Consider the following 18,517-nt stretch of genomic DNA (forward strand, 5'->3'; position numbering starts at 1 on the left):
GATGCAATTATCAGTTGCACTTGGCCAAATTGATCTTGTTTTGGGCGATCGCGAAGCCAATTTGGCAACTGTGCGCAAACTTGCAGCCCAAGCCGAACTGGCTGGCGCAGATTTGCTCGTGCTGCCAGAATTGTGGGGCACTGGCTATCTGCTGGAGCAAGCCCACGAATTGAGCGATCCGCTGGGCAAGGGTTTGTTTGAAGAAGTGGCGGTTTTGGCGGCGCGCCATCATCTGGCAATTGTTGGCTCGCTGCTAGAGCGCGCTGGCGAGCACGTTTATAACACCGCTACGCTGTATGATGCGCAGGGCAAACGCCTACATCACTATCGCAAAACCCACCTGATTGGCCTGATGAACGAAGACCAATACTTGGGTGCTGGCCAGCAAGCAGCGGTTGTGCAAACTGCGTGGGGCACAAGTGCCTGCGCCATTTGCTACGATTTGCGCTTTCCAGAGCTGTTTCGGCGCTATGCCTTGGCGGGCGCAGAAGTGATTATTATTCCCGCCGAATGGCCAACAGCCAGAATTGAGCATTGGCGTACCTTGCTACGAGCGCGAGCGATCGAAAACCAAGCGGTGGTAATTGCCTGCAATCGAGTTGGCAGCGACCGCGCTAACCAGTTTGGTGGCGCTTCGATGCTGATTGATCCATGGGGTACTGTGCTGGTCGAGGGCGATGATCAAGCTGGTTTGCTGACCGCGACCGTTGATCTGGATACTGTTGTCAAAGCCCGCAACTTCCTGCCAGTTTTCCGCGATCGTCGGGTTGATCTGTATTAGAACGAGGGGTCAGGGGTCGGGGGCTAGGGTTTGGTTTGATTCACGAAGCGCACGAAGAGCACGAAGGACGAGAAACCACGAAGAGCACGAAGAACACGAAGGTGAGACTATATCTATGTTGGCCCACCAAATGTTTCGATAGCCGATAGCTGTAATGGTTCATTGGATTGACAACCAGCGGCATGCCCTCACCCCCCAGCCCCCTCTCCCACGAAAACGCGGGCGAGGGGGAGCACCCATTTTCACCACGCCGTGCGGCAGAACCACAGGATTAAAGCCCCTCGCCCGCTCCGTGGGAGAGGGGTTGGGGTGAGGGGATCAAGCCATGGTCAACCTAATGAACCATTATATCTATGCTCTTTGTTCTTTGTTCTTTGTTCTTTCAGCCTACAGCCATATGCTCTATGCTCTATGTTTTTTTGACTTTTGACTTTTGACTTTTGCCTTCATCCCTCATCCTTCATCCTTCATCCTTTCAAACGCTGGTTGCGTAGTTGCGCTGAATGGTGGATAATCAACCAGCAGAATGCTGGCAGTGAACAAGTGTTGGAATCGTGTTAATATTGCGCTGCAATCGAACGGCCCTCTGCCATGCGCGAGGTTTTTCGGGTAGACTAGAAGCATCGACCGAAGTGCGCCGACGCGCACCGTTGCAAGGAGGCTTGCTATGTCCTGGTTTCAATGGCTCTCACCTGCTCACGACATTGTGGCAGCGAAATCGCCCTCGATGGTTGTTCCCTACGTTGTAGAAACGAGCAGCCGCGGCGAACGAGTTTATGACATCTACTCCCGTTTGCTCAAAGAGCGGATCATCATTCTCGGTACGCCGATTGATTCGCAAATTGCGAATGTGTTGGTAGCTCAATTATTGTTCTTGCAACACGATGATCCCGATCGCGATATTTCGATCTATATCAACAGCCCCGGCGGCGAAGTGAACGCTGGCCTTGCAATTTACGATACGATGCAAATGGTTTCGCCCGATATTGCGACTTGGTGTGTTGGTTTTGCTGGCAGTATGGCTACCCCAGTGCTTGCTGGCGGCACCAAAGGCAAACGCTATTCGTTGCCCAACTCCACCATCCACATGCACCCAGCAGGTGGTGGCGCTCGTGGTTATGCGCCTGATGTCGAAATTCAAATTAAAGAGTTGTTGCGCCTGCAAAACATTGTGCGTGGCTTGCTATCGAAAGATACCGGCCAGCCAATTGAACGCATTGCCCGCGACTTCGACCGTGACTTGTTTATGACACCAGAACAAGCAAAAGAATATGGTATCATTGACGAAATTACGACCCACATCGAAGCTGGGCAACAAGATTAATTGAGCAACAAGGATGATGACGCGAGCAACGGGGCTCGCGTCGTCACCAATGGGAGCAATTCCAATGGCGCATTCCGCCTTTATGCCACCGACCTATTACTGCTCGTTTTGCGGGCGGAGCCAAGATGAAGTCGATCGCTTGGTCACGGGTCCGGGGGCATTGTTTATTTGCAACGAGTGCATTGAGTTATTAAGCGCAATTATCGCCAATGAGGAGCGGAAAGATGCTCCGAATACCCCAACCCTACCACCAACTTTGCCAATTCCCCACGCCATTCGCGACCATCTCGATGAGTACGTGATTGGCCAAGATCGGGCCAAAAAGGTGATGGCGGTGGCGGTTTACAACCACTACAAGCGGTTGCGTGCCCAAGCTCAAGGCGATACCGATGTCGAAATTCAAAAAAGTAACATTCTTTTAGTCGGGCCAACTGGCTCGGGCAAAACCTTGCTGGCCCAAACGCTGGCTCGCATGCTCGATGTGCCATTTGCCATCGCCGATGCCACTGCGCTTACCGAAGCTGGCTATGTTGGCGAAGATGTCGAGACGATTCTGTTGCGCTTGATTCAGGCCGCCGATGGCGATGTTGAGCGGGCACAGATGGGCATTTTGTATATCGACGAAATCGATAAAATTGCCCGCAAAGCCGATAATCCTTCGATTACCCGCGATGTTTCGGGCGAGGGCGTGCAACAAGCCTTGCTGAAAATTCTTGAAGGTGGCGTGGTGAACGTGCCGCCAATGCCTGGCCGCAAACACCCACAGCAAGAATTTATTCCCTTTGATACCACCAATGTGCTGTTTATCTGCGGTGGCGCTTTCGAGGGCTTAGAGCACCACATTGCCCAACGCTTGGGTAGTGCTGGAACCTTGGGCTTTGGCAAAACGATCGTCAAAGAAGAACGGATCGAACGTTCAAAGAAATTGCTCTCGTTGGTCAATCCCGACGATTTGCTGCACTTTGGCTTTATTCCTGAGTTTATCGGGCGGATGCCAGTCGTTGCCGCGCTCACGCCACTCGATAAAGATGCAATGCTGCGTATTTTGACCGAGCCACGCAACGCAATTATTAAGCAATATCAAAAAATGTTGGCGCTTGATCACGTGCAGCTTGAAGTTAGCAGCGATGCCATGGAAGCGATTGTCGAACGAGCCTTGGCTGGCAAAACTGGCGCGCGTGGTTTGCGCACCGCCGTCGAGGAAATTCTGCTCGATGTAATGTTCGACTTGCCTTCGGAAACCGATGTTGTGCGCTGTGTGATCACTGCCGAAACCGTGCGTGATGGCGCAATGCCAACCTTGATTCGGCGCACAAGCACCCGCAGCCGCGCTGGCAAGCAACCAACAACCAAGGCTAGCTAAATTGCGTTTGCTGGATCGGTGCCTCGTTCTTGCTAGAGAACGAGGCATTTTGTTTTAGCATTTGTTGCCGTGGCTTGACACACTGCGTAAATCGCGGCATCCTGCTAGTAGCACACGTAATATGTGGCTTTTATGGAGGCTCTATGAAGGGTAAAGTTTGTTTGGTCACTGGGGCAACTGGTGGCATCGGCAAGGTGACGGCCTTAGAACTCGCTCGCCAAGGCGCGACGGTGGTGATTATTGGGCGGCATCCATTGCGCACCGAAGGCGTTACCGAGATGATCAAACGTGAAACGGGCAACCCCAACGTTAGCTATATTCTGGCCGATTTATCCAAGCAGGCTGAGGTGCGCCGCGCCGCCGCAGAATTTCTCAGCCAGCACGATCAATTGCATATTTTGGTCAACAATGCTGGGGCGTTTTATACCTCGCGCCAAGAAAGCGCCGATGGGATTGAATTGACCATGGCGCTCAATCATTTGGCCTACTTTCTGCTGACCGATTTGCTGCTGGATACACTCAAAGCCAGTGCTCCTGCCCGCATCATCAATGTTTCGTCCGATGCCCATCGCATGGGCACGATGGATTTCAACGATCTCGAAGGCAAGCACAAATGGAGTGGTTGGCGGATGTATGGTCGTTCAAAATTGGCCAATATCCTGTTTACCAAAGAGCTAGCGCGCCGTTTGGCTGGCACTGATGTTACGGTCAACTGCTTGCATCCTGGCGTGGTTTCAACTGGTTTTGCCGCCAACAATGGCGTTTTTGGGGTTGTGATGCGCAAGTTGATGGATCTTGGCTCGATCAGCGCCGAAAAAGGGGCCGAAACGACCTTGTATCTCGCCACCTCGCCTGAAGTTGAGCATGTCACGGGCTTGTATTTCGACAAAAAGAAACCCCGCGAATCTAGCCCAATTTCCAACGATCAAACCGCTGCCGAAAAGCTCTGGCAATGGAGCGAGCAAAAAGTTCAACATGTCGGCGAACAACAAGCAGCCTAAGCAAGGATGAAGGATGAAGGATGAGAGCTGGGGAAGTCAAAAGTTAGAAGTCAAAAATCAAAAAGCTTGTTTAACCGCGAAGAACGCGAAGGGCACGAAGAAATCTTTTTAATCAGGCTCTTGTCTACAGGCTGCGAGAGTACAAAAAATCAATCCCGAAAATCTGTGCTCATCTGTGGCAAAAAAAACATCCTTTGCGTACTTCGCGCTCTTCGCGGTTTCGTCCTTCGTGGATCAATTAGCCAATAGCCTGATCGTTTCGTGGATCAAAATGATTGCTGGGCCTCAAGCTGATCGGCCACCTGATCGGTAAACTCATACCAATCCCAGAGATTGAGGTAGGTCGTATCCCACGGCTTGCCATGATAGCGCGTCAAGAGTCCATGTAATTCATCCCCAATCGCCCGAATCGCTGGCGCATCAGCGTGGACGATAGCTTCGGCTAACCGACCCGACCAAGGGCGGGCAGGATTTTCACGCTGCGGTAATGCAGCAATCTTGGCATCATAGATCAAGGCTTGCGCTGCATCCCCTTCCATCAATGCGGCTAAGGCCAAGAGGTCCCAATAAAATTCGACATAGACAGACCACTCAATCCAAACTGGGGACTCTTCGAGTTCTCGTATTTTCACGATACATGCACGCATTGATGCTTGATCGCCAATGAGTCGATACAAATTTGCCGCATAAAACCAATCTCCGGCATGCTTAAATAACGACGAAGGCGAACGTGGATTGATCGTGCTTACCCGTTGCTGGGCGACTAAGAGGGCTGCCTGCCGAAGATACTCCGTCGCTCGTTCATCACGCAGGTAATAATAACAGCGCCCAAGCGCTTCCCAATCTTCCCAACCTAGTTCATAGCCATGGCTTTTTTTTATTTCGATTTGGCTAAACCCCTCGTGTAGACGTTTTTGCAAGGCCTTGGTTTTTGGCAGCAGCATTGCCAGCTCCTTTCGGTTCTCAAGTACAACCGACTGTGTGTTGCGTTGAACGCAGCGGCGCAGAGGAATGATGGCTATGGGCTATGTGTAATGATTCATTGGATTGGCAACCGTGTCCCCTCACCCCCCAGCCCCCTCTCCCACGAAAACGCGGGCGAGGGGGAGCACCCATTTTCACCACGCAGTGCGGCAGAACCACGCGATGAAAGCCCCTCGCCCGCCACGTGGGAGAGGGGTTGGGGTGAGGGGATCAGGCGGCGGTTAACCTGATGTACCAGTACAGCTATGGGCTAGCGGAAGTTTGGTAGACCAAAGCCCAAAGCCTACAGCCTACAGCCTTGTTCTTCGTGTCCTTCGCGGTTTCGGCCTGCGTGCCCTTCGTGCGCTTCGTGGATCAAAATGATTGCTAGGCCTCAAGCTGATCGGCGAGTGTATCGCTAAACTCATACCAATCCCACAGATTCAGATAGTCGGTATCCCATGGCTTGCCATGATAGCGCGTCAAGAGTCCATGGAGTTCATCCCCAATCGCCCGAATCGCTGGCGCATCAGCGTGGACGATGGCTTCCGCTAACCGACCCGACCATGGGCGATCGGGATCTTCACGCTGTGGTAATGCAGCAATCTTCGCATCATAGTGCAAGGCTTGCGCGGCATCACCTTCCATCAACGCGGCTAAGGCCAACAGATCCCAATACAATTCGACAGTGACAGGCGATTCGATCCAAATTGGGTATCCTTCAAATGTGCGTAATTCAGTGAGACACGCATGCATTGATGCTTCATCGCCAATGAGCCTATACAAGTTTGCCGCATAAAACCACACGGATGCATTAAAAAAGAGCGCTTCAGCTGATCGTGGATCGAGAGCAAGTACTCGTTTCTGGACCAACACCGCTGATTGGCGCAAATACTCGGTCGCCCGTTCATCACGCAGATAGTAATAACAGCGCCCAATTTCCTCCCAATCGTCCCAACCTAATTCATAGCCATGGCTTTTTTTAATTTCGATTCGGCTAAATCGCTCAGCAAGGCGTTTTTGCAAGGCCTTGGTTTTTGGCAGCAGCATTGCCAGCTCCTTTCTCTTCTTTCTAACTGAATGCTTCTTGGTTGAAATTCTGACCCCTGACCGCTAATCTCTGGCCCCTCGCTTACTGCCAAGCATATAAGGTGGTAATAATGCTCGAATAATCATCAGTCCACAAGCGATCGTTGGGCCGATTTTGCAAGCTACGCCATTGATGTTGATCGATAAATTGTTGATAGAAGGCTTGATTTTTGGTAAAAATCACCCATTTGGTGCTGTTATTGCCGTGTTCAAGCACATCCTCATCGGTATTGTATTCGTGCACTAACGCCAATAACCCCAATTTTTCGGCTAGGTCGTGCAACACTGGCTCTAAATTGAGATAGCGATTTGAAATGTGAAAGGCAATAATTCCATCAGGATTCAATTTGCTTAGATACAGTTCCAGCGCCTCGACTGTTACTAAGTGGGTGGGGATCGCATCTGAGCTATAGGCATCCATAATCAACACATCAAAGGGCTTGGTTTCGGCTGCCAGCGAGATTCGAGCATCGCCGACGACGACGGGAGCTTGGGGCGTACATTGGCTGAGGTAGCTGAAATATTGCGGATTTTCAGCAATTTTAATCACCACTGGATCAATTTCAAAATATTTCCAGCTATCTTGCGCTTGAGCATAACAGGCGGCTGCCCCACTACCTAAGCCCACTACTCCAACATTTTTTGGCGTTGTTTGTTGATTGGCAACTTGGAAAATCTCGTTGAGCGGGCCATTCAGGCTGTAGTAGGTCAGCGGGCGTTTACTTAACGCTGGATCAAGAAATTGCATGCCATGCAAGGTTGTGCCATGCATCAAAATATTAAAGCGATCGTTGACCTCGAGAATCCGGTTGACTCCAAAAAAGCTGCGTTCTTGGTAAACTAAGGTCGATCGGGTAAAGCCAATCAGCGAAACAACCGTGAAAAATCCACCAATGCTCAAGCCAAATGAGACAGGATTGCGCGATTGGCTATAGGCAAGCAGCATCGTTAGCGAGAATAAAATTCCGTAGCCAATTGTATCCTCTTCGTAATTAAACGCTTTGAGCAATAGTACCAACCCAATGCTGAGCACAATCATCAAGCCAGGTTTATACAACGATTGCAGCCATTCTTGGCGATTGGTTGGCTTGGGTTTGCGCCACGGGGCAAGCATTAATCCCAAACACAACATCAATGGATATTCCCAAACTGAATTAAAAATCAATGGTGCAATTAATCCATTAAAAAATCCACCAATCACGCCCCCCAATGACATCAATAGATAGAATTCAGTTAACTTCTGTGGCTCAGGTCGATCATCGGCCAATTGTTGATGCAATACCATCGTGACAACAAACAGACTTGCCAAATGCAAAATTAATAACAGCAAAATTGGACTATTTGCCCCAGTAATGATCGTCAAAATAACCAACATTACTAAAATTGGCATTAACCAAACCAACGCTTGTTTAGGAATCAACACTTTATTGGCAAATACAAAAATAAACGTCAACAAATATAATGCCAAGGGAATAACCCACAGCAACGGCATCGCCACAATATCGGTGGTAATGTAAGTTGTAACGCTTACCAATAAACTCGAAGGCACTGCCGACCATGCGATCCACTTGAGCCTGCGTTGCCACGTGATTGAGCTGCTGGCTTGACTAGTTGTGCTTGAAACAACCTGCGGCGCACGTTGCCAAACTCGAATGCCACAGCCAATAAACAGCAACACTAACAGCACATAGCCCCAGCGCCAACCATCGCTTTGCAAGCGTAGGCTGGTGTTTGGCTCGATAATTAATGGATAGGCCAACAGCGCCAACATACTGCCAACATTACTCATTGCATAGAGCACGTAGGGGTTGCGATTTTGCTCGCTGCTGCCAAACCACGCTTGCAGCAATGGGCTGCTGGCCGAAACCACAAAAAATGGCAAGCCTAAGGCAACTGCAAATAAACTCAATAGCCATGCAATTGGAAAATCGGTTGTCGGCGCTTGCCAACCAGCAGGAATCGCAATTGGCAAAACTAATAATGGAGTTAACAAAAGCCCGCAGTGAATTAATACTTGCTGCCGTGGTTTAAAATATTTTGTCAGCAGGTGCGAATAGCCATAACCTAGCAATAAAACCGTTTGATAAAATACGAGCGCCGTATTCCAAACCGACGGCGCGCCACCAAGTAATGGTAAAGCCATGCGTGCAAACATTGGTTGGATCACAAATAATAAGCTAGCGCTAGTAAAAATTGTTAACGCAAATAGTAACGGCATAGATTACTCCTGCTGAGGATCGTTAATCAAAAATAACCGTGCGATTGCCGCTTAAAAAAACGCGCTCGCTCAAAACCAAATCGAGAGCTTTGGCCAAAACATGTTTTTCAATCTCACGCCCAGCTTGCACAATTTCATCAACACTATGGCTATGATCAATTGGCATAACCTGCTGCGCAATAATTGGCCCTTGATCAAGCTCATCGGTGACAAAATGCGCGGTTGCGCCAATAATTTTCACGCCCCGCTCAAATGCTTGCCGATAGGGATTTGCACCGATAAACGCTGGCAAAAACGAATGATGAATATTGATAATGCGCTGCGGAAATTGAGCTACAAACTGCGGCGAAAGCACCCGCATATATTTTGCTAGCACTAAATAATCTGGTTGCGCTGCCTGAATGACTTCGAGCAAGGCTTGTTCATGTGCTTCGCGACTCGATGCTCGATGTGACAAATAATGAAAAGGCAGATCGAAACGCTGTACTAATTGGCCAAGTTGCGCATGATTGGCAATTACACCCAAAATTTCTGCTTTGAGTTCAGCAAATGCATGCCGAATCAGCAAATCGCCTAAACAATGATGTTCTTTGGTGGCTAGAATAAGAATTTGCGGCTTATGTGCGCGTGCAAAGCGAATATGTGCATTAATTGGCAAGAGGGTTTGTAATTCAGCCAAGGCTGTGTTTTGATCAAGTGTACCTTGATATTCAGTTCGCATAAAAAAGCGTTGCCGCTGATGGTCAACAAACTCTTGGTTGCTAATAATATTTACGCCATGGCGATAGAGTACGCCAGTAATCTGATGAACTAAGCCAATCTGATCGTTACATTCAATCAATAACGCTTGGGGCATCGCTTGCTCCAACCAACCGCTTGAGCCGATTAATCGACCCAAGCGGGACAATTATTGGCCAGCTTAACCGACAATTCGTTCAACTTCAACCAAATTATCGTAGAAGGTCGCGCCGCCACCCATATCTGAAAGGGCTTGGGGCGTGGTATGGTTGACGTTACGGCCATCAACCGTCAGCTCCGACCACCAAATTGATGGCGCAACCACAACTCCTTGACGCACCCGATCGGTTACCACAGCCTTGGCCTGAAAGCCACCACGATCATTGCGAATCAACAATTGATCACCATCGTCGATGTTGCGTTCGATTGCGTCGATTGGGCTAATTTCTAGGCTGGGGCCGCTCTCGTAGCGCTGCAAAATATTGCCAAAGGTGCTATTCAAAAAGTGGTGGGCTGGCGGCGAGATCAAGGTTAATGGATAGCGCTCAGCCAAGCGTGGGTTGGTGGTTGGGCTTTCATAGGGCGCTGTGTAGGTCGGCAATGGGTCAAAGCCATCGGCTTGCATGCGCTCGGAATACAGCTCGCACTTGCCCGACGGTGTGAGGAAATTGCCCTCGGCAAATGGTGCCCAATTGGCTGGCACATTCAAGCGCACCCAACCCTCTGCTTGCAAGCGTTCAAGCGTAATCTCAGCCAACGCAGGGTGGTCAGAATCCAAGGCTTGGCGGGCAATCGTCAGATCATCATCACCAAAACATGGCTCATCAAAGCCCATCTTGGCTGCCAAACGCCGAAACAATTCGGTGTTGGGAATCGCCTCGCCTAGCGGCTCAATCGCTTGGTTGCTCCACGCCAAGTACCAGTGGCCATAGGCTTTGTGCAAATCGACATGCTCAAGTTGGGTCGTTGCAGGCAAAATAATATCGGCGTAGCGAGTCGTATCGGTGTAAAACTGCTCATGCACCACAGTAAACAAATCGTCGCGCTCCAAGCCGCGTTTCACCGCTTCCAAATCGGGAGCCACGCTGGCCGGATTGGAATTGTAGACAAACAAGGCTTGTACTGGCGGATCGTTGACCTCGGTCAAAGCCTGCCCAAGCTGATTCATATTGATCATGCGGGTGCCAGCAGGAATCAAATCTGGGCGCTCCAAGGCAGCATTATTAATTGGAAATGTGCCGCTAGTGGAAAGCAAAATGCCGCCTGCGCGCTCGCGCCACGAGCCAATTACCGCTGGCAAACAGGCCAAAGTCCGCACGGCCATCCCGCCGCCAGCATGGCGCTGCAATCCATAATTAATCCGAATCGCAGCAGGCGCGGTGGTGGCATATTCATGGGCCAATTGCTCAATCGTCGCCACATCCAAGCCAGTTAATTCGGCAACGCGTGCTGGCGGATATTCCTGAACCCGCTCGCGCAGTTGCTCGCCGCCAACACAATAGGCATCAAGATAGGCTTGATCGTGCAAGCCATCGCGGAAAATAATGTGCATCATACCAAGTGCTAAGGCTGCATCAGTGCCTGGCAAGGGCGCAATATGCCAATCGCATTGGGCGGCAGTGCGCGAACGCCAAGGATCAATTGCAATGATCCGTGCGCCAGCTTTGCGCGCCGCTTTGATAAACGTCCATAAGTGCACATTCGAGGTGAGTGTGTTGGTTCCCCACAAAATAATCAATTTGGCATCGACATAAGCTTCGGGATCGGTGCCAACGCTCGCGCCAACCGTATAGCGATAGCCAGTTGCGCCGGCACTGGCGCAAATTGTGCGATCGAGCAGCGAAGCGCCAAAGCGATGGAAAAAGCGCCGATCCATCGAGCCATAATGCAACAAACCCATCGTGCCAGCATACGAATAGGGCAAAATCGCCTGCGGCCCGTGGCTGGTGCTAATTGCCTGCAAGCGTTCGGCAATCGTCGTTAATGCTTCTTCCCACGAAATGCGCTCGAATTGGCCAGCGCCTTTGGGGCCAACCCGCTTGGCCGGATACAACAAACGGCCTTGGTGGTAGGTTCGCTCGACATAACGCGAAACCTTGGTACACAAAAAGCCATTAGTAATTGGATGTTCAGGGTTACCTTGCACTTTGATCGCCTTGCCATCCTGCACTGTGACGAGCATGGAGCACGTATCGGGGCAATCGTGGGGGCACACCGCGTGAATAATTTGCTGATCAAGGGCAATCGTTGTCATGGCATCAATCGGGCTGAAGTGCCCGCCTCCTTCGCAGTTGTTGCCAAATACTATACAGCGTTTCGCTTTTTTCAACGAATTATCAGCTGCATGTTATGGAAACTTCACCCCTAATGTGCTTGAATAGGGTCTTGAATCGCAGATCTATCCGTGATATAGTGGTCTATCATTAGGCTTTTCTATAGCAGTAGAAAGTCGGTGCTTCCTTGAAAAACGTACTCGAAGTTCTGATGGGGGCCGCCCGTCAGCATCGTTATCTAACGCACGACCAAGTGCTGCTTCATCTTCCTCCCTCCGACAAAAACACAGCGCTGTTCGACGAATTGTGTGTCCGCTGCCAAGCAGAAGATATTCCAATTTTAGAAGAACCGCCAACCGCTGCCGTGCATCTCCGTTCCCGTGATGTCGCCGAGGACGATCTCGAACGGTCGCTGATTCGCGAAGGGTTAAGCCTTGATGATCCAGTGCGCATGTATTTGCGCGAAATTGGCCAAGTGCATCTTTTAACCGCCCAAGAAGAAACAATGCTGGCCAAACAATTGGAACGTGGCGAACGGGCGATGATTCGGCTTGCCCGCCACGAATATCTCCTCGACGAAAAAGCCCGCCTGCAACAGCAAGTCCTCGAAAGCGACGCCGCCCGCCAACATCTCATCCAAGCCAATTTGCGCCTCGTGGTGTCGATTGCCAAAAAATATGTTGGCCGTGGTATGTCGTTTTTAGATTTAATCCAAGAGGGCAATATTGGCCTAATGCGGGCAACCGAGAAGTTCGATTATCACAAGGGCTTTAAGTTCTCAACTTATGCAACCTGGTGGATTCGCCAAGCAATTACGCGCTCAATCTCCGATCATAGTCGCACGATTCGCCTGCCTGTGCATGTTGGCGAGACGATCAATCGGGTTAAGCGCACAGCCCACAAGTTGCAGCAAGCCTTGGAACGCGAGCCAAGCGCCGAAGAGATTGGCGAAGCCCTCGGCTTGCCCGCCGATAAAGTGCGGCGGGTGCTCGAAGTTGCCCGCCAGCCAGTTTCGCTCGAAACGCCAGTTGGCAACGAGGGCGATAGCGTCTTGGGCGATTTTATCGAAGATGATCGTTCAGCAGAGCCGCTTGATCACGCAACCGAGCATTTATTGCGCGAGCAACTTGACGAAGTGCTGTGCAAGCTCGATGAGCGCGAACGGCGGATTATAGAGCTGCGCTATGGCTTAGTCGATGGCAAATATCGTACACTGGAAGAAGTTGGCCGCGAGTTTGGCATTACTCGCGAACGCATTCGCCAAATCGAAGCCAAAGTATTGCGTAAATTGCGTCACCCAGCTTTTGGTGGGCGCAAATTGCGAGCTTATCTTGAATAACTAAGTTGCAGATTGAACGGCAAAGCAACACACGCGAAACGCGGGCATCCTGCCGTGATTCGCGTGTGTTAGTTTTTAATCAACCCATTTTGGAGGTATCCGATGGAAACGATTCAAGCTGATGCTGCATTAACCCAATTGGCCAGCCTTTGCCATGCCCTTGGCCATCCGTTACGCTTGGGAATAGTGCGCTACATCGCCCAGCATCCACGTTGTATTTGCAACGATATTGTGCAGCGAACGAATCGTGCTCAATCGACAATCTCCGAACATTTGCGAGTTTTGGTGCAAGCTGGTGTCGTCGAAAGCGAGCACGAAGGCCAAGCCACGGTCTATTGGCTGGCTCCGCAAACCCTGCGGCTGCTTGAGCAAGAAGTTGAGCAACTTTGTGATTCTGCCCAACAAAAAACGGTCGCTGAGCGCGCTGCTCAACGACCGTTTTGGTATCAACTCAATCGCTAGATTAGTCGTTTAATGGTTGACCGGTGTATGGGTCAAAACGTGGTTTTTCTGGTTGGGCTGGGGCTGGCGTTGGGTTGATTGGTTGACCGGTTTGTGGGTCGAATTTCCAATCGCTTTGGGGCACAGCCGTGCTAGCGTTGCTTGCTTGGGCATTGTTGACCGCAGTTTTGACTTTGTTGAACACGTTAGCTGCTTGGTTGCGCATTTCGTCAATGCCGCTGTTGATGCCTGGGCTTGGCAAGCCTGGAGCCGTCACCACTGGCAAAACTGCCCAGAGGATGATGTACAACAGAATGCCCGAACCACCAGCCAAGGTCACCAGCACAAAGGCCAAGCGAACTAAGGTTACATCAAAAGCGAAATATTGAGCCAAACCCGTACATACACCAGCAATCATTTGATCTTGTTGAACACGCACTAAGCGATTTGAATTTTGCATTGTATTAGCTCCTTATTTGGGTGCAACTCATCGTTGCGTATCTGCTAACTAGGACGCAGGCCAGCAAAAAATTGTTGCAGCAGGTTTTGCGAATTGCCAAGCAATCTGGATTTAGGCATTTGCAATTCTAGCAACGCTTGATTTTTATCATCGTTGCGTGTTCCTGCGACCGAGGGGCAGGCAGTAGCTTTAATTCTTTCAAGGGTTGGTTGTCAACCATCATTGCTGATCACCACCCTTCCGTCCCGCCTCAAGGCAGGAGACGCAGGGGTTTTCAGCCCCCTGCACCCCCTAAAATCGGCTAGTTGGATTATGGCAACTTTTTCTCTATTCGAATTGGGATAATCGCACTCCTCATGTGCAGCTGTAATGGATTATGCTGAAATAAATTTAGTTATTTATCGTGGCTCAAGCAAGATCTGTGCTTGCATAAAATACGAACGTATGGTATTTTATTGCTATGAGTCGTAAAGATAGTGCCAAAGAACTTATTTTGAATCAAGCGGTGCAGATGGCTTCGGTTGCTGGCCTAAATGGCCTAACGATCGGGAGCTTGGCTGAGGCTGTCGCTATGTCCAAGGGCGGCATCAGCGCGCACTTCAAATCGAAGATCGATCTACAAGTTGCTACTGTTGAACGGGCCGCTGAGCTATTTCACGCGGCAGTGCTTAGTAACGTGCTGGCCGAACCGGCGGGGATTGCGCGGCTTTACAAGCTATGCGATTCGTGGTTTGGCTTTTTGCAGCAAGGCGTTTTTCTGGGCGGCTGCTTTTTAACCAATGCTGTGCTTGAGCTTGATGATTTGGCTGATTCTGAAGTGCGAGCCGCCGTGCTGCACGATTATCAGGATTACCTTAATTTTATCGAGCAGTGTATTGGCGAAACCGTGGAGCTTGGCCAATTTCGGGCCAATACGCCAATCGCCGCGCTGGCATTCCAATTCCATGGCATTCTGATCGCGGCGCTGGTTTGGCGGGCAGTGCGTAGCCACGAAGCCCAATTTACGACAGCCCGCGCTGCTATTGGCAATTTAATCGAAAGTTATCGCAGCTAAAATTTTTTAGCTTGAATAAAAAACGAACGTCCGTATTGTAAAGGAATCAATATGCAGATCAATGTGATCTATGTTGGGACAGCGACCGTTTTGTTGGAAATTGATGGCCTGCGGATTTTGACCGATCCTGTATTCGACCCTGCTGGCAGTTCGCAGGTCACTCAGGTGGAGCCAAACCTTGAATTTGGGCTTTACAAACAGCAATCAGCGGCCTTGCAACCAGCAGAGCTTGGGCCGATTGATCTGGTATTACTCTCGCACGATGATCATTATGATAATTTGGATACTGCTGGGCGGGCATTTTTGCCGCATGCCAAGCAAGTGTTGACCACCAAAGCGGGTAGCGGGCGCTTGCAGCAACAAGCTGCAACCAATGTGCAAGGCTTGGCCGAATGGCAATCGATCACGCTGAACACAGCGCAAGGCTTGCCATTGACGATTACTGCTGTGCCAGCCCAACACGGCCCCGTTGAACTGCTGCCGATCATTGGCGACGTGATTGGGTTTGTTTTGGAATATCCCAATTTTGAGCATGGGCCAATTTACATTTCAGGCGATACAGTTTTGTTTGCTGGCATTCAGCAGATTGCTGAACGCTACGCCATTGGCACGGCCTTTTTGCATGTTGGGGCGGCGCAATTTGCGCCAACGGGGCCAACATTATTTACCTTTGATGCAGAGCAAGCGCTGCAAGCAGCTCAATTACTCAAGCCGCACACGCTGATTCCAATTCATTTTGATGGTTGGCAACATTTTAGCCAAGGTCAGGCCGAAATCGAGCAAGCCTTTGCCGCTGCGCCGATTCAGCCCCAATGGCTCATTCCTGGACTTGTTACAGTATTAGAAGTCTAAGATCCCCTCACCCCAACCCCTCTCCCGTCCAACGAGCGAGGGGCTTTTTATTTTGTGTTTTTGCACAATGCGTTGGTAAACAATAGTCGGCTCCCCTCGCCCGCGTCCAGTAGGAGAGGGGCTGGGGGTGAGGGCTTTAGAAAAGGCTTAAATCACGCCTTTGGTGCTAGGAATTGCATCGCCCAAGCGTGGATCGTGCTTGGTAGCGCTATCGAGGGCGCGGGCCAAGGCTTTGAATAAGGCTTCTGCTTTGTGATGGTCGTTGCGGCCATATTCGAGCTTGGCGTGCAAGTTCATGCGGCCATGAATCGCGATACTTTCAAAAACATGCTCCACCAAATCGCAGGTCAAGCCGCCGATGCTGGGGTTGGTCCAGCTAAAGTTGAGCACATGAAACGCTCGGCCACTGAGATCGAGCGCGACAAAGGCCAGCGCCTCATCCATGGGCACGTAGGCATGAGCGGTACGAGTGATGCCTGCTTTGTCGCCAAGCGCCTGATCAATCGCCATGCCCAAACAAATTGCCACATCCTCGACCGAGTGATGGTCATCGATATGCAAATCGCCGTTGCAGTTTACTTCTAAATCAAATTGGCCATGGCGGGCAAAACTTTCGAGCATATGGTTGTACATGCCAATTCCCGTATTGATGGCAACTGTGCCTGAGCCATCGAGGTTAAGCGTGAGCTTGATTTGGGTTTCACGAGTGTTGCGTTCGATGGTTGCAATCCGAGCCATGATCATCCTTTCGCTAAAGCTGCCTGATCGTACCTGTTTTGGCGCTTTTTGCCAAACCGTGTGATAACGATTTCACGCCTATAGCTCATCGCCATCTCATCAAATTTTCATCATAATTTCAGATTGGGGCAGCATACTAGATTGGCCTGAATCATGTTTGGGCTGAAATTTTGTGAAACAGGTGCAATTATGAAGCTTAGCCTCAATCGTCGTTGGTTCCCGTTGTTGGGAGCTTTTGCTGCCTACATCGCGTGGGATCTCGTCGATCATCAAATTCTCACGCCTCGCTCGCCGGCTTGGCTGTGTTATATGATTGATTGGGGTGTGGCTGGAATGGCAGGTTGGTCGATATTTGTGCTACTCGAACGCCAATATCAGCGCGCAATTCCTATGGTCGATTCCACGACGATTAATTTGCCGCCAGCGGTATTCGCCCAATTGACGCAAGCGGCGCAAAGTTTGCAAAGCGAAATTCAAGAGCTACAACAAGCAATTGGCAATTCGATCAACGAAGAGGGCATTCAACAGCAGCGCAATTTGCGCCAAGCCTTGGTTGCCAGCTATCGAGCGCAGGCAATTCTTGAGGAAGTCAGCGGTATTGTTGATAAACCGCAGGTCACGCCGCCGCCAGTTGAGCAATTGATTACCCAGCGCTCGTAGGCTGTGGTAGCATAGCAGCCATGTTGAGTTACGAGGCTGCCGATGATTGCGATTGATGCGCGTTTGAATGCCTACCGCCATGGTGGCATCGCCCATTACACCCACAAATTATTAACCTATCTGCCAAACATTGCCCCCGAGCAACAATGGTTGCTGCTTGAGCATCGCAAGAGCCCAAAACCATTGGTTAGCGGCCCGAATATTCAGCGGGCGCGACTCTTTACTCCGCCACATCATCGCCTCGAACAACTGCTTTTGCCTTTGGAAATTGGTCTGCGCCGCCCAAAACTGCTGCACTCGCCCGATTTTATTCCGCCGTTAAAGCGCACATTTCCTGCCGTCATTACTGTACATGATGTGGCATTTAAATTATTTCCCGAGATTTTGGATGCCAATGCCAGCCGTTATTATGGCCAAATTGAGCGCGCACTGGCTTCGGCCAATGCAATTATTGCCGATTCGCAGAGCACCGCCAACGATCTTACGCGCTTGTTAAATGTTGACCCAGCCCGAATTGATGTGATTCAGCTGGCGACCGATATGCAGCCAATCCCAATCGCTGCCGATTCTCAACGCCAGATTGGCGGCCAAACTTGGCAGGCTGATCAATTTATGGTGTTTGTTTCGACCTTGGAGCCACGCAAAAATATTCCAATGTTGCTGCGGGCCTTGCGCATCGCGCTTGATCGCAAGCCGCAGGCTGGCTATCGCTTGGCCTTGGCTGGGCGGCGTGGTTGGCTTGATGCAGAAATTTGGCAAACCTTGGCTGAATTGCATTTGGAAGATGCAGTAACGTGGCTCGATAGCCCAAGCGACGAGGAAATTCGCTGGCTTTTGAGTGCTTGCCGCTTGTATCTCAACCCTTCGAAGTATGAAGGCTTTGGCTTGCCAGCGCTTGAGGCGTTGGCCTGTGGCGCGGCAGTGTTGGTGGCCGATGCCTCAAGTTTGCCCGAAGTCGTGGGCGAGGCTGGCCTCAAGTTGCCAGTTGATGATCCGCTGGCGTGGGCCGATGCAATTGAACGCCTTTGGGCCGATGCTGATCAGCGCCAAGCGATGCGCGACCAAGCACCCGCTCAGGCAGCCAAATTTTCGTGGCAACGCACCGCCGAGCAAACCTTGGCGGTCTATCGGCGCGTGCTTGCGCAAATTCGCTAGCATCACAAACTTCTAGGCCAAAACTGAGCTCGATTTTGCAGATAATCTCTCTATGCACTGCTTAAACG

At 50.6% G+C, this 18,517-nt stretch carries 17 protein-coding genes; 10 read left to right on the forward strand and 7 right to left on the reverse strand.

Annotated features, from left to right (window positions below):
• Position 1: 1 nt before the first annotated feature.
• The 4 genes from ACFMKP_RS18250 (at position 2) to ACFMKP_RS18265 (ending at position 4,469) form a co-directional block, all read left to right on the forward strand.
• On the forward strand, positions 2-781 hold the full coding sequence (locus ACFMKP_RS18250; protein ID WP_382293846.1) for a carbon-nitrogen family hydrolase: 780 nt from the start codon (positions 2-4) through the stop codon (positions 779-781).
• A 667-nt stretch (positions 782-1,448) separates the two neighbouring features.
• A complete protein-coding gene (locus tag ACFMKP_RS18255) occupies positions 1,449-2,105 on the forward strand; it encodes an ATP-dependent Clp protease proteolytic subunit (RefSeq protein WP_054535680.1) in 657 nt (218 codons plus the stop codon).
• Positions 2,106-2,169: 64 nt separating this feature from the next.
• A complete protein-coding gene (gene clpX / locus ACFMKP_RS18260) occupies positions 2,170-3,468 on the forward strand; it encodes an ATP-dependent Clp protease ATP-binding subunit ClpX (protein WP_382293848.1) in 1,299 nt (432 codons plus the stop codon).
• A 143-nt stretch (positions 3,469-3,611) separates the two neighbouring features.
• Positions 3,612-4,469: an SDR family oxidoreductase gene (locus ACFMKP_RS18265; protein ID WP_382293850.1), complete on the forward strand. Its 858-nt coding sequence runs from the start codon at positions 3,612-3,614 to the stop codon at positions 4,467-4,469.
• Positions 4,470-4,735: 266 nt separating this feature from the next.
• Here the strand turns inward: ACFMKP_RS18265 and ACFMKP_RS18270 are convergent, their stop codons facing one another.
• The 5 genes from ACFMKP_RS18270 to ACFMKP_RS18290 all read right to left on the reverse strand — a co-directional run bounded on the left by ACFMKP_RS18270 (position 4,736) and on the right by ACFMKP_RS18290 (position 11,731).
• A complete protein-coding gene (locus tag ACFMKP_RS18270) occupies positions 4,736-5,413 on the reverse strand; it encodes a hypothetical protein (RefSeq protein WP_382293852.1) in 678 nt (225 codons plus the stop codon).
• Positions 5,414-5,819: 406 nt separating this feature from the next.
• Positions 5,820-6,482 carry a hypothetical protein gene (locus ACFMKP_RS18275; RefSeq protein ID WP_382293854.1) on the reverse strand — a complete coding sequence of 221 codons (663 nt, stop codon included), beginning with the start codon at positions 6,480-6,482 and terminating at the stop codon, positions 5,820-5,822.
• Positions 6,483-6,564: 82 nt separating this feature from the next.
• Positions 6,565-8,739, reverse strand: coding sequence for a spermidine synthase (locus ACFMKP_RS18280; protein ID WP_382293856.1), 2,175 nt, complete (start codon positions 8,737-8,739; stop codon positions 6,565-6,567).
• Between the two features lie 22 nt (positions 8,740-8,761).
• Positions 8,762-9,595, reverse strand: a complete 834-nt coding sequence (gene purU, locus ACFMKP_RS18285) for a formyltetrahydrofolate deformylase (protein WP_382293858.1) — start codon at positions 9,593-9,595, stop codon at positions 8,762-8,764.
• A gap of 63 nt (positions 9,596-9,658) precedes the next feature.
• Positions 9,659-11,731, reverse strand: a complete 2,073-nt coding sequence (locus ACFMKP_RS18290) for a molybdopterin-dependent oxidoreductase (RefSeq protein WP_382293860.1) — start codon at positions 11,729-11,731, stop codon at positions 9,659-9,661.
• Between the two features lie 230 nt (positions 11,732-11,961).
• Between ACFMKP_RS18290 and rpoD the strand changes: the two genes are divergently transcribed.
• Together rpoD and ACFMKP_RS18300 are read left to right on the forward strand one after the other, a co-directional pair.
• A complete protein-coding gene (rpoD, locus tag ACFMKP_RS18295) occupies positions 11,962-13,089 on the forward strand; it encodes an RNA polymerase sigma factor RpoD (RefSeq protein ID WP_382294166.1) in 1,128 nt (375 codons plus the stop codon).
• Between the two features lie 102 nt (positions 13,090-13,191).
• A complete protein-coding gene (locus ACFMKP_RS18300) occupies positions 13,192-13,551 on the forward strand; it encodes an ArsR/SmtB family transcription factor (RefSeq protein WP_382293862.1) in 360 nt (119 codons plus the stop codon).
• A gap of 1 nt (position 13,552) precedes the next feature.
• On the opposite strand, the gene ACFMKP_RS18305 is transcribed toward ACFMKP_RS18300, so the two are convergent.
• Complete coding sequence (locus tag ACFMKP_RS18305) at positions 13,553-13,990, reverse strand: PspC domain-containing protein (RefSeq protein WP_382293864.1); 438 nt, start codon at positions 13,988-13,990, stop codon at positions 13,553-13,555.
• Positions 13,991-14,450: 460 nt separating this feature from the next.
• On the opposite strand from ACFMKP_RS18305, the gene ACFMKP_RS18310 reads away from it, so the two are divergent.
• Positions 14,451-15,044, forward strand: a complete 594-nt coding sequence (locus tag ACFMKP_RS18310) for a TetR/AcrR family transcriptional regulator (RefSeq protein ID WP_382293866.1) — start codon at positions 14,451-14,453, stop codon at positions 15,042-15,044.
• A 51-nt stretch (positions 15,045-15,095) separates the two neighbouring features.
• Positions 15,096-15,896, forward strand: coding sequence for an MBL fold metallo-hydrolase (locus ACFMKP_RS18315; RefSeq protein WP_382293868.1), 801 nt, complete (start codon positions 15,096-15,098; stop codon positions 15,894-15,896).
• Between the two features lie 147 nt (positions 15,897-16,043).
• Here the strand turns inward: ACFMKP_RS18315 and hisB are convergent, their stop codons facing one another.
• Positions 16,044-16,634 (reverse strand): imidazoleglycerol-phosphate dehydratase HisB, encoded by a 591-nt coding sequence (gene hisB, locus ACFMKP_RS18320; RefSeq protein ID WP_382293870.1) that lies wholly within the window; start codon positions 16,632-16,634, stop codon positions 16,044-16,046.
• Between the two features lie 189 nt (positions 16,635-16,823).
• On the opposite strand from hisB, the gene ACFMKP_RS18325 reads away from it, so the two are divergent.
• Both ACFMKP_RS18325 and ACFMKP_RS18330 read left to right on the forward strand, forming a co-directional pair.
• On the forward strand, positions 16,824-17,294 hold the full coding sequence (locus ACFMKP_RS18325) for a hypothetical protein (RefSeq protein WP_054535693.1): 471 nt from the start codon (positions 16,824-16,826) through the stop codon (positions 17,292-17,294).
• Positions 17,295-17,336: 42 nt separating this feature from the next.
• Positions 17,337-18,449, forward strand: coding sequence for a glycosyltransferase family 4 protein (locus tag ACFMKP_RS18330; protein WP_382293872.1), 1,113 nt, complete (start codon positions 17,337-17,339; stop codon positions 18,447-18,449).
• Positions 18,450-18,517 lie beyond the last annotated feature (68 nt).

The sequence above is a fragment of the Herpetosiphon sp. NSE202 genome, from assembly GCF_042688385.1.
In the GTDB taxonomy this organism is placed as follows: Bacteria; Chloroflexota; Chloroflexia; order Chloroflexales; family Herpetosiphonaceae; genus Herpetosiphon.